We start from the raw sequence: 12,068 nt of genomic DNA, 5'->3' as shown, positions 1-12,068 counted from the left end.
TCCTCAAACGCCGGAGGGGCTGAAAGTTTCCCAGGGGGCCAATATCCAGCCCGTCCAGCGTTTGAGCACATTCCCCCTACGCCCTGCGGGCGTGCGGGGACCCCCTGAGGCATACGGGGGTCTGGGGGCTTGCCCCCAGTTACGGGAAGGGGCGGGGTGGAGAAAGGCCCGCCGCAGACGCCCAAGATCCGCTGGACACGCCCTGGGCATGCGCGACCGGTACATCACCGTGGGCGTGACCCACTCATTGCGCAGGCCCCCGGGTACCCCCGGGGGCCTCGCATCCTTGGTGCCTGCGGTCAGGCCTCCGCGGCCACCAGCGGCACCGCGTCCCCGGGATGTTGCCGGGTGTCGGACCACGCGGCCCACAGAGCGGCGTAGCGCCCACCTTCGGCTACCAACTCCTCGTGCGTGCCGGTCTCGACGACCCGGCCCTGGTCGAGGACGACGATGCGGTCCGCGGTTGCGGCCTGGGGCAGCCGGTGGGCCACCATCAGACCTGTTCGTCCTTCCAGTGCCTGAAGGGCAGCTGTCTCCAGGGTGCGGGCGCCTGCGCTTCCGGCGTCCGCGGTTGCCTCGTCCAGGATCGCGACCGGAGGGTCCGCGAGGACGAGGCGGGCCAGGGCCAGGTGCTGGGCCTGGGTCACCGTGAGCCGGTGCCCGCCCTCGCCGACCACCGTGTCGAGCCCGGCGGGCAGCGCCTCCACCCAGGCCAGGGCACCGACCCGGGCGAGCGTGCCGCGCAGCTCCTCGTCGGTGGCCTCCGGCCGGGCCAGCCGCAGATCCTCGGCCAGCGGCCCGGCGAACACATGGACTTCCTGGCTGATCAGCGTCACCGCCCGCCGGATGCCGGCGGGTCCGAGCTCCCGGGCGTCGACACCGCCGAGAGTGATGACACCGTCGGACGGCTGGTGGACGCCGGCGACCAGCTTCGCCAGGGTGGTCTTGCCGGCCCCGCTCGCGCCGACCAGGGCGACCCGTTCCCCGCTGTGCACCTCCAGGTCGACCTCGCGCAGTACAAGGTGCCCGGACACGTACGCGTGGCTGAGGGAGGCGACTTTGACGGAACCGTCCACCGGCACGGAGGGCCGATCCGGCTCGCGCTCACCGGGCAGGTTCGTCACGCCGACCAGGCGGGCGAGGCTGGCGCCGGCGGACTGCGCGTCGTCGATGAGGAAGAGCGCGGCGTTGATGGGATTGAACAGGCTGTGGAAGTAAAGCGCCGCCGCGGTCGCCGTACCGATACTCACGGAACCGTTGTCCACCAGCACGAATCCGGTGACCAGCACCGCCGCCAGACCGACGAACTCGGCGAGGTTGAGCCGCGAGAAGAACCCCGAAACGAGCCGGATGCCGCGCAGCGCGAGGTCGACGGATTCCTGCGACCGTCGCTCCAGCAGATCCGCGTGCCGGCTGTTCAGCCGGAACGCGCGTACGGTCCGGACGCCGCCGAAGCTGTCGAGCAGCTGGTGCTGCAAGGCGCCGGTCGCCACCCGGTGCTTGGCATACACGGGGGTGGCGCGCGGCATGTACCACCGCACGGTCAGGACATGGAGCGGCATGGCCAGCAGGACGGCGAGCAGGAAGCGCCAGTCCAGCACGGCGAGCCCGACCAGCGTCAGCGCGATGGTCAGGAGGGCACTGCTGAACTCGGGCAGCGCCTGGCGTACCGCCTTCGCTATACGGGTCACATCGCCGGTCACGCGGGAGGTCAGATCGCCCGAGCCGGCGTGTTCGACGCGTTCGAGCGGAAGTCGCAGTGCCCGATCGATGAACCGCTCGCGCAGGCTCGCGAGGACGGTCTCGCCGAGTCGGGCGACGAGGGAGGTGCCGGCCGCGGTCGCGACGCCCCGTGCTACGGCCACCGCGAGGAGCAGGACCATCGGCAGCGTCAGCGAGCCGGGGCCCCGTTGCTCGACGACCAGGTCGACGATACGGCCGAGCAGCGGGGCGGTCAGCAGACCGATGCCCGTTCCGACGACCAGTACGGTCACCGCCGACACGGCCTGCAGCCGGTGGCGGCGCAGCAACGCACCGACGACGGCGAGGGTCTGGGCGCCGGTGGCGATCGGCAGGAGTTCGCGATCCGGCGCGCTGGTTCCGCTCATCGTCCGTCCTTCGTCGTTCATGTCATGGGGGTGCGCGCCTTCGTCGGTCACAGCCGTCATGTCAGTACCACCGAGCGGTACGCCTCGTCTGTGGCGACGAGGTCCGGATGGCGGCCGTCAGCGGTCACGGCTCCGTCGTCGAGCACGACCACGCGATCGGTCACGGCCAGCAGGGCGGGGCTGGTGGTGACCAGGATCGTGGTGCGGCCACGGCGGAGCTCCCTCAGGCGGGCGGCGATCCGGGACTCGGTGACGGTGTCGACGGCAGTGGTCGGGTCGTGGACGACCAGCACCGGCTGATCCGCGGCGAGCGCCCGGGCCAGCGCGACCCGCTGACGCTGCCCGCCGGACAGCGAACGCCCGCGCTCGGTGAGCATGGTGTCCACCCCCTGGGGCAGGGCACGCGCGACGTCGTCCGCCGCCGAGGCTGTCAGCGCCGGCTCAACATCCGCCACACCGCTGTCCGTTCCGGCCAGTACGTTGTCGAGCAGGCTGCTCTCGAACAGGGCCGCGTCGTGATGGGCGACCAGGATCACGCGGCGGACGCCGTCGGGTTCGAGCTCGGCCAGAGATACGCCGTCGAGCTCGATCGCCCCTTCGGCGGGGTCGAGTTCCCTGCCCAGGCAGAGCAGCAGGTCGGCCGCCGCAGCCGGGTCCTTGGCGACGACGCCGACCAGACTTCCGGGGGCGATGTCCAGGTCGACCCCGCGCAGTGCGCCGTGTGTGACGCCGCGCAGCCGGAGCCGTCCGGCGACCTCATCGGGCGGCGCGGCCGATCCCGCCGCCACGGCGGGGGAGGACGCCAGCACCTCCGCAATCCGGTCGGCGGACGCGCGGCCCTGGGCGAATTCGCCATTGACGTAGGTGAGTAGCTGGAACGGCCCGAGCAGGAACTGTGCGAGTCCGACCGCAGCCACCAGGTCGCCGACGCTGATCGCGCCGCGCATCGCCAAATGGGCGCCGACCAGCCCGATGACCGCGATGAAGATCCCCGTCAGGGCGAGGATCGCGCCATCGTGCCAGGCCCGGCTACGGGCGGCCCGCAGCGCCGCCGCCAGCGAGTCCTGACTGGTCCGCCGGTACCGGGACACTGCGGCCGACTCGGCTCCGATCCCCTTGAGCACCCGTAGGCCCGCGACCAGGTCGGCGGCGACGCCGGAGGCGTGCGCGGCACGCTCCTGCTCGACCTCACTGCGCCGTTCGAGGGGTTGGCTGATCCGGTGACCGAGCCACAGCAGGGGCGGGATTCCGAACAGTACGAGCAGGCCGAGCGGTACCGAGATCCGGAGCAGGACCACCGCGCTGATGGCCAGTCCGGCGAGTGCCGATATGCCGTACGGCAGTGCGGCCGCGACCGCGCCGACCCGGCTGGCGTCGCCGGTGGCGATGGCGGTCAGCTCGCCCGGGAGCCGGCCCGCGTCGGCTCCGCCGCCGGGGTGGAGCACCCTGCTGCCGAGGTCGAGCCGCAGCCGGTGCGCGGCCTGTTCGCCGGCCCCGTCGGTGATCCTCGCAGAGGTGCGGTAGCACGTGGACAGAACGAAGAAGAGCGCGGCGAGTACCAGCAGCCGGCGCAGCAGTGCGCCGGAGGAGCCGGTCGCCACCGCTTCGTCGATGATCAGGCCGATGACGACGGGAACCATCGCCTCGCAACCCTGGTGGGCCATGCCGAGGAGCGATGCCCCGGCGACGTGGCGACGCTGCCCCCCGATCGCCCTCCGGAGGACGTGGCCCCCCGTCGGTCCTCCATCGAGCATGCGGTACCTCCGCGGAGACGGTGGGATAGTTAGGTAAGGCTACTCTAATCAAGGCTCGCGCCAAGGTCCCGCGTCGGCCTGCGTGCCGCCCCGGACCGGGCAGGGTGCGGGCGGCGTTGACCCTGCGCCGCACATTCGGTTAGCCTCACCTAAGTTAGTTCCTGTGTGTACGTCATATTTCTTGCGTGAAGCGCGATCTGCCGCCGGGGGGTAGTCCTTGTTGTCGGTCGAGGCCCAGGCGGCATCCAAGAGCAGTGTCGACGGGCCGGCCGCGCCCTCGACGCGCCGGGCCGCAGCGGCGGCACTGCGTGGCCTGGGACTCCTCGTGGCACTCGGCGCGCTCGTCCTGATCGCCCTGCTCGGCGTGTGGTTGGGCACCAGGGACATCCCGTTCACCTCGACGTGGAACGTGCTGTGGCACAACGACGGGTCGGACACCGCGGTCATCATCCACGACTACCGGATACCCCGGACCCTGCTCGGCCTTCTGGTGGGCATGGCGCTGGGACTCTCGGGCGCTCTGATGCAGGCGCTGACCCGCAACCCGCTCGCCGATCCCGGTCTGCTCGGCGTGAGCCTGGGCGCCTCCACCGGCGTGGTCGTGGCCATCGCGTTTCTCGGCGTGGGCTCGGCCCTCGGCTATGTGTGGTTCGCCTTCCTCGGCGCGGCGATCGCGTCCGTCGTGGTCTATCTGCTCGGCTCGTCCGGACGGACACTGGCCACGCCCGACCGGCTGGTCGTGGCGGGGGCGGCGGTGACGGCAGTGCTGTACGCCTTCAACTCGGCGGTGCTGATGCTCAATCCGCGGGCGTTCGACCAGTTCCGGTTCTGGACCGTGGGTGCGCTCTCCGGCCGGAACCTCGACATCGTCTACGTCATCCTGCCCTTCGTTGTGGTGGGCCTGGTGATCGCCCTCGGGCTGGCCCCCTCGCTGAACGCGCTGGCCATGGGCGACCAGGTGGGACGCGCGCTGGGTGTCAACGTCGGCCGGACCCGGGTGCTCGGCGTCGTCGCGGTGATGCTGCTCTGCGGCGCCGCCACCGCCGCGGCAGGACCGATCGGCTTCGTCGGCCTCGCGGTGCCGCACGTGGCCCGTCTCGTGGTGGGCCCCGACCAGCGGTGGGTGCTGGCGTACTCGATGCTGCTCGCGCCGATTCTGCTGATCGGCGCGGACGTCCTTGGCCGGGTGCTCGGTGCCCCCGGTGAGGTCCAGGTCGGCATCGTCACCGCGCTTCTCGGTGCACCGCTGTTCATCGCGCTGTGCCGCCGTCGAAAGCTGGTCATGCTGTGAGCCCAGTACGGGAGGCAGGAACCTCCGCGAGCCATGCCGCCCGACGGGAGGCCGGAACCTCCGCGAGCCATGCCGCCCGTGCGGCCGATTCCGTGGACGCCCAGAAGCCCCGCGTGGTCAGCGGTCGGGTCATCCGCACCCGGAACGGGCGTCTCTCGCTACGGGTTCACGGCCGTGCCGTGGCTGTGACGGTGGCGCTGCTGGTCGCACTCACAACGGTCATGGGGATCACCCTCACCACCGGGGATTTCGAGTTGTCGGTCGCCGAGGTGCTCCAGGCGCTGGCCGGCAAGGGCTCGGGAGGCGCCGACTTCATCGTCAACACCATTCGCATGCCACGACTGCTGACCGCGCTGTGCGTCGGCGCGGCGCTGGCGGTCAGCGGGGCGATCCTGCAGAGCCTGACCGGCAACTCGCTGGGCAGCCCGGACATCGTCGGCTTCACGAGCGGGTCGGCGACCGGAGCGCTGGTGGTCATTGTCGTGCTGCACGGAAGCATGACCCAGATCGCGTTCGGGGCACTGGTCGGCGGGCTGGCCACGGCCGCCGTGATCTACCTGCTGGTGTTCAGCGGCGGCCTGCAGGGGTTCCGGCTCGTCGTCATCGGGATCGGTGTGAGCGCCCTGCTGCTCGCCGTCAACTCGTACCTGATCACCCGGGCGAGCTGGCAGGAGGCGCTGGAGGCGCAGGCGTGGCTGATCGGCAGCCTTGGCAACCGGAGCTGGGACCAAGCGTCCGCGGTCGGCATCCCGGTCGCGATCCTGCTCCCCCTCGCCTTCTTCCTCGCTCGCAGACTGTCCATGGTGGAAATGGGCGACGACACGGCGATGGCACTCGGCGTCGACGTGGCGCGCAGCCGACTGGTCCTGCTCGGTATCAGCGTCGCGCTGGCCGCGTTCGCCACCGCGGTAACCGGTCCCATCTGGTTCATCGCACTGGCGGCGCCGCAGATCGCCCGGAGGCTGACCCGGTCGTCCGGCCCCGCGCTGGTCCCGGCCGCCCTCATGGGCGCCGTACTGCTGGCCGGGAGCGATCTCGCGGTTCAGCGGATCTTCTCACCCGCTCTCCTCCCGGTGGGTACGGCGACCGGCACCATCGGCGGGTTGTATCTCATCTGGCTGCTGGTCATCGAGTCGCGAAAGAGCCGCGCATGACAGGAACGATCCCCCCGACAGCCCGGCTGCGGGCCGAAGACCTGACGCTCTCCTACGATCAGCGGACCGTGGCCACCTCCCTCGGTGTCGTCATACCCGACCACTCGTTCACGGTGATCGTCGGACCGAACGCCTGCGGCAAGTCCACCCTGCTCAAGGCGTTGGCACGCATGCTCAAGCCCAAGGCGGGAGAGGTCTATCTCGACGGGGCCGCCATCTCCTCCTATCGCTCCCGCGAAGTCGCGCGCAGGCTCGGCCTGCTCCCGCAGACGTCGACCGCGCCGGGTGGCATCACGGTGGGAGACCTGGTGGCCCGTGGCCGCTATCCGCACCAGCGGATGCTGAAGCAGTGGTCCGCGGAGGACGAGGCCGCCGTGGCCGAGGCGATGCGGCAGACCGGCGTACTCGAGCTCGCCGAGCGGCCCGTCGATGACCTCTCCGGCGGCCAACGGCAACGGGTATGGCTGTCCATGGTGCTGGCGCAGCAGACGAACATCCTCCTGCTGGACGAACCGACCACCTACCTGGACATCGCACACCAGGTCGAGGTGCTGAACCTGTGCGCCGATCTGCATGAGCACAAGGGGCACACGATCGTCGCTGTGCTGCACGACCTCAATCAGGCATGCCGCTATGCCAGCCATCTGGTGGTGATGCGGGCCGGCGGCACGGTCGCCGCGGAAGGCGACCCGGCCACGGTCATGACCGCCGAGCTGATCGAGGACGTGTTCGGCCTGCCCTGCCGGATCATCGACGACCCGGAGACCGGCACGCCGCTGATGGTGCCCACGGCTCGCAAGCGCCCTGCCATGGCAGGCGACGCCCGTGCAGAAACCCCCTAGGGACGGACTGCCCATGCTCTGTACGAGGCTGACGAACGCCCACATCGTCACCATGGACCCGGACCACCCCGTCGCCCACGACCTGGGCATCTGGCGCGGCCGGATCGTGGGCCTGGACGACGCGGTGACCTCGCTTCCCGCACGTGAGGTGATCGACCTACAGGGCGCGACCGTGCTGCCCGGCTTCATCGACAGCCATGTGCACCTGGCCTGGACCGGTTTGAGGGCGAGTACCCCGAGCGTCGCACCCTGCCGGCGGGTCGAGGACGTGCTCGCCGTCGTGGAAGAGGCCGTCTCCCGGAAGTGTTCGCGGGGCGCCTGGGTGGACATCGCCGGGTACGACCAGCGGGCCCTGGGGCGCCATCTGACCGCTGCCGAGCTCGACCGGGTCAGCTATGGGCGCAAGGTGTTCCTGATGCACGACTCGGGACACGCCTGCGTGGTCAACAGCGCCGTCCTGGACCTGCTCCCCGCCGACATTCCACATCAGGACGGCTTTCTCGCCGAGAGCGCCATGACCGCCGCACGACGACTGCGTCTGCCGTACTCCCAGGGGGAGCTCGCGGACGCGATCGAGCGTGCGGCCCGGACCTGTCTCGCGGAGGGGGTGACGGCCTGCGCCGAGGCGGGCATCGGCGGCGGCCTGCTGGGCAACAGCCCGGTCGAGCTCGGGGCCTATCAACTCCTCAGGGACCAGGGCCGGCTGCCCCTGCGGGTGCAGCTCATGGCAGCCGCGGACACGCTGCGCCCCGTCGCCTCGCACGACGCCGACGGCATACCCCGCGCCCTCGATCTCGGCCTGCGCACGGGGTTCGGCGACGACTGGCTCTCCATGGGCGCGCTCAAGATCTACACCGACGGCGGCATGATGGCCCGTACCGCCGCGCTCAGCCGCCCGTACCGCGGGATGGACCAGACCGGACAGTTCCAGGACGACCCGGAGCGCATCGCGGACACCATCGTGGACGGCCATCTCGCCGGATGGCAGCTCGCCGTCCACGCCATCGGGGACCGCGCCGCCGACCTCGCACTGGACGCTCTGGAGCGGGCACAGCACATCCGGCCGCGCCCGGACGCACGGCACCGCATCGAACACGCCGGCCTGATCCGGCCCGACCAGCTCCCCCGCTTCGCGCGACTCGGCGCGATCGCGGTGATCCAGCCGAACTTTCTGCGCTACTTCGGCGACGACTACGCGTCGATCATGGGGGAGGACAGGGCCCCTTGGCTGTACCGGGGCAAGGGGTTCCTGGACCACGGCATCACGCTGGTGGGCAGTTCCGACCGTCCCGTCACGGACGGCTCGCCGCTGCGGGCCATCCAGTTCATGGTCGAGCGTGCCTCCGAGTCGGGCCAGGTGATCGGCCCGGACGAGGGCATCACGGTCGACGACGCCCTGCGCTCCTACACCGTCGGCGGAGCCTACGCCTGCCACTGGGACGACAGCGCGGGCAGTCTCGCCCCGGGAAAGCGCGCCGATCTGGTGGTGCTGGGAGATGACCCACGGCGCGTCAGCACCTCGCACATCGGAGACATCGAAGTGGTCGCGGCGTTCGTCGATGGCCGCGAGAACGAGAAGTCGGCACTGTGAGTACGAAGGCGGACGGCATCGAGCGCTATGCCCATCTGTGGCAAGCGTCCTCGTACCCGCATCAGTGGGCCATCTGGAACACCGCCGGAGAAAGCATGGTCTTCGACAGGGAGATCAACTCCCCGGTGTACATCGACGACGAGGCGACCTTGCGTGAGGTCCTGCGCAGAATGCGTGAGGCAGGAGTACCGGAGAGCGACGACTATCCGGGCCGGCCTTGCGCGTAGGACGGTTCTGGCCGCGCCTGACTCCACACCCCGAACTGACGCCTCTGCTCCGGGGAGATGGAACGATGACCGCCCACGGCATGCTCACGCGTGCCCCGAGCAGCGGCGTGTCGGGCGCTGGGACGCCGGTCCCCCTTCGTGTGGGTTCGGATCCGCTGCCGGCGCCTTGCAAGGGCGGGGCTGGGCTGGGCCGCACCTGTGGTCCGTGCGCGTGACCGAGTACGCGGAGCGAGCCGCCGCCGACGAGTGGTTGCTCGACGGCGACGAACAGGCGCGGGCCCGAGCCTTCGTACGGAGGATCGGCTCGGAGCAGCGGTCGTGACGCACCCGCAAGGAAAGTTGGGCGTACTCGTTTTGGCAGGGAACTTAGGTGAGGCTAACCTTAAGTGATCTGTTTCTTCCCGGGTGCCGCGGTGGCCGAGCCGCCCTCCGTGCACGGTGGGACCGAAGGAAGGGAATCCCTTGATCACGGCCACCCCGCGCCTCGGCGCAGTGCCGTCACGCACCAACCTGCCTGCCCCGCTCCGTGTACGGTCCGCGCGCCGCGGGGATGCCGCCGCCCTCGCGGCACTGTCCCGGCCGTTCGTACGCTCGGGAGCGCTGCGTGAGCGATCCCTTTCCCTCTACGCTTCGGACGCGACCGACTTCCTGGTGGTGGAGGCCCACGGCGGAACCCTCGACGGCTGTCTGGGCCTGCGTGTTCACCCCGCCGATCCGGCCCGCGGCCGCGGGCCCACGGGCGTGCTGTACAACTTCTGCGTCTCGCCGCGCAGGCAGGGCTGTGGGGTGGGAGCTCAGCTCCTGCGCGCGGCGCTGGCCCAAGCGACCGCCCAATCGCTGTGTGCCCTGTTCACCGCGACGACCGGTGGTGGCGACCTGTTCATCCGGTTCGGCTTCGCGCCCGCTTCTGCGGGTCTCGCACCAGCGGCCTGGGCGAACTCCCTGGACCCCCACCGTAATTCGCGGGTCCTTGCCCGCATGCTCTGACCACGCCGTGGCCGACGGGCTGGTCCGGAAACCTGCGTCCGGACCAGCCCGCCGACCGATGCGCTCTCAGGCGTCGAGGATGCCCGGCAGCGCCGCGATCAGCTCGTCCACCTGCGTCTCGCGGACCGTCAGCGCCGGAGCCAGCCGCACCGTCGTGGGGCCGGTGGCATTGACGAGGAAGCCGGCGTCCTGCGCCGCCTTCTGTACGCGTGGTGCGACCGGTTCGGTGAGGACAACGCCGAGCAGCAGCCCCGCGCCCCGGACATGGCTCACCAGGGGATGCTTCAGACCCTCGACGCCGCACCGCAGCCGCTCGCCCACGCGCGCGACATGGGCGAGGAGCCCCTCGGTCTCGATGGTCTCCAGTACGGCGATCCCGGCCGCGCAGGCCACCGGGTTGCCGCCGAAGGTCGAGCCGTGCTGACCCGGTGTCAGCAGGTCGGCTGCCGCGCCGAACGCCACGGTGGCGCCGATCGGCAGCCCCCCGCCCAGCCCCTTGGCCAGCGTCACCACATCCGGGTCCGCGCCCTCCACCGCCTGATGTGCGAACCAGCGACCGGTGCGACCGATCCCGGTCTGGACCTCGTCCAGTACGAGCAGCGTGCCGGTGGCCCGGGTGATCTCACGGGCCGCGCGCAGATACCCCTCGGGTGCCGGGAGCACACCGGCCTCACCCTGCACCGGCTCGATGAAGACGGCCGCCGTCTCCTCAGTGACCGCCGCCCGCAGCACCGCCGCGTCACCGAACGGCACATGGGACACCTCGCCCGGCAGCGGCAGGAACGGTCCACGTTTCGCGGGTTGCCCCGTGAGGGCAAGCGCGCCCATGGTGCGGCCGTGGAAGCCGCCCCGGGTCGCGACCAGACGCGGCCGCCCCGTTCGTCGGGCGATCTTGAACGCCGCCTCGACCGCTTCCGTCCCGGAGTTCGAGAAGAACACCCGTCCCGGCCTTCCCATCAGCCGCAACAGCTGTTCGGCCAGCGCGACCGGAGGCTCGGCGACGTACAGATTGGAGACGTGACCCAGCCGGGCGATCTGGGCGCTCACTGCCGACACCACAGTGGGGTGGGCGTGCCCCAGCGTGTTCACGGCGATCCCGCCGGTGAAATCGAGGTATGCGCGCCCGGACTCGTCCCATACGGTGCTGCCCTCGCCCCTGACCAGAGCCAGCGGCGGAGTGCCGTAGTTGTCCATCATCACGGCACGCCAGCGATCCGTGAGGACTGGGCGGTCCGCTGTCTCGGCGGTCATGCGTCGCCTTCCTCGTCCGGAACCACGGTGGTGCCGGAGTGGTCGTCGCCGGTGAAGACCCCCCGCAGCAGTGTGTGCGGCACCCGGCCGTCCAGCACGTGTGTCATGGGCACGCCCGCTCGAACGGCCTGCAGGCATCCCTCCATCTTGGGGAGCATCCCGCCCGCCAGCTCCGGCAACATTTTCTCCAGCTCATCCGCCGTCAGGCGGTCGATCACCTCGGTGCTGTGCGGCCAGTTCGCGTACAGCCCTTCGACATCGGTGAGCATCAGCAGCTTCTCCGCGCCGAGGGCCACCGCCATGGCCGCCGCCGCGAGGTCGGCGTTGACGTTGTAGACCTCGCCGTCCGCACCCCGCGCAACGGGGGAGACCACCGGGATACGGCCCTGCTCCAGCAGCGCCCGCACGGTGTGCGGGTTCACCTCGACGATGTCGCCGACCAGCCCGATGTCCACCGGCTCGCCGTCCACCCAGGCCGGCCGCCGCACGGCCGTCATGGTGTGCGCGTCCTCGCCCGACATCCCCACCGCGAACGGCCCATGGCTGTTGATGAGTCCGACCAGCTCCCGCTGGACCTGACCTGTCAGCACCATCCGGACCACGTCCATGATTTCCGGAGTGGTCACCCGCAGCCCCGCCTCGAAGCGGACCTCCAGGTCGAGCCGGCCCAGCAGCGCACTGATCTGCGGCCCGCCGCCGTGTACGACGACAGGGCGCAGCCCCGCGTGCCACAGCGCCACCACGTCCTGGGCGAAGGTCCGCTTCAGGTTCTCGTCCACCATGGCGTTGCCGCCGAACTTGATCACGACCGTCCGGCCCCGGAACTCCTCCGGCGCGTGGGGCGCGACGCGTGGCTTCACCTG

10 protein-coding genes are annotated in these 12,068 nt (G+C 70.7%); 6 read left to right on the top strand and 4 right to left on the bottom strand.

The features are described from left to right. Positions 1-299 precede the first annotated feature (299 nt). Together AB0D12_RS22795 and AB0D12_RS22790 are read right to left on the bottom strand one after the other, a co-directional pair. Complete coding sequence (locus tag AB0D12_RS22795) at positions 300-2,108, bottom strand: ABC transporter ATP-binding protein (protein ID WP_362685729.1); 1,809 nt, start codon at positions 2,106-2,108, stop codon at positions 300-302. A gap of 56 nt (positions 2,109-2,164) precedes the next feature. Next, complete coding sequence (locus AB0D12_RS22790) at positions 2,165-3,862, bottom strand: ABC transporter ATP-binding protein (RefSeq protein ID WP_362685726.1); 1,698 nt, start codon at positions 3,860-3,862, stop codon at positions 2,165-2,167. Positions 3,863-4,082: 220 nt separating this feature from the next. On the opposite strand from AB0D12_RS22790, the gene AB0D12_RS22785 reads away from it, so the two are divergent. From AB0D12_RS22785 to AB0D12_RS22760, 6 genes are all read left to right on the top strand, one after another. Further along, on the top strand, positions 4,083-5,153 hold the full coding sequence (locus tag AB0D12_RS22785; protein WP_362685796.1) for an iron chelate uptake ABC transporter family permease subunit: 1,071 nt from the start codon (positions 4,083-4,085) through the stop codon (positions 5,151-5,153). A 185-nt stretch (positions 5,154-5,338) separates the two neighbouring features. Beyond that, positions 5,339-6,307, top strand: coding sequence for an iron chelate uptake ABC transporter family permease subunit (locus tag AB0D12_RS22780; protein ID WP_362685793.1), 969 nt, complete (start codon positions 5,339-5,341; stop codon positions 6,305-6,307). Further along, positions 6,304-7,149 (top strand): ABC transporter ATP-binding protein, encoded by an 846-nt coding sequence (locus AB0D12_RS22775; protein ID WP_362685723.1) that lies wholly within the window; start codon positions 6,304-6,306, stop codon positions 7,147-7,149. The genes AB0D12_RS22780 and AB0D12_RS22775 overlap by 4 nt, the downstream gene beginning before the upstream one ends. A gap of 13 nt (positions 7,150-7,162) precedes the next feature. Then, the gene (locus tag AB0D12_RS22770) at positions 7,163-8,740 is read left to right on the top strand and encodes an amidohydrolase (RefSeq protein ID WP_362685790.1); all 1,578 of its coding nucleotides are present in this window, start codon (positions 7,163-7,165) and stop codon (positions 8,738-8,740) included. Then, positions 8,737-8,967 carry a hypothetical protein gene (locus tag AB0D12_RS22765; protein WP_362685720.1) on the top strand — a complete coding sequence of 77 codons (231 nt, stop codon included), beginning with the start codon at positions 8,737-8,739 and terminating at the stop codon, positions 8,965-8,967. Before AB0D12_RS22770 ends, AB0D12_RS22765 begins: the two co-directional genes overlap by 4 nt. 465 nt (positions 8,968-9,432) lie before the next feature. Further along, the gene (locus tag AB0D12_RS22760) at positions 9,433-9,954 is read left to right on the top strand and encodes a GNAT family N-acetyltransferase (protein ID WP_362685787.1); all 522 of its coding nucleotides are present in this window, start codon (positions 9,433-9,435) and stop codon (positions 9,952-9,954) included. Positions 9,955-10,020: 66 nt separating this feature from the next. Here AB0D12_RS22760 and AB0D12_RS22755 read toward each other — a convergent pair whose 3' ends face one another. Further along, positions 10,021-11,205 carry an acetylornithine transaminase gene (locus tag AB0D12_RS22755; RefSeq protein ID WP_362685717.1) on the bottom strand — a complete coding sequence of 395 codons (1,185 nt, stop codon included), beginning with the start codon at positions 11,203-11,205 and terminating at the stop codon, positions 10,021-10,023. Further along, complete coding sequence (gene argB, locus AB0D12_RS22750) at positions 11,202-12,065, bottom strand: acetylglutamate kinase (RefSeq protein WP_362685714.1); 864 nt, start codon at positions 12,063-12,065, stop codon at positions 11,202-11,204. The genes AB0D12_RS22755 and argB overlap by 4 nt, the downstream gene beginning before the upstream one ends. Positions 12,066-12,068: the final 3 nt, after the last annotated feature.

The organism is Streptomyces sp. NPDC048479 (genome assembly GCF_040651435.1).
Taxonomy (GTDB): Bacteria; Actinomycetota; Actinomycetes; order Streptomycetales; family Streptomycetaceae; genus Streptomyces.
The sequence above is the reverse complement of the archived record's forward strand: the minus strand, read 5'-3'. Positions and strand labels throughout refer to the sequence as shown.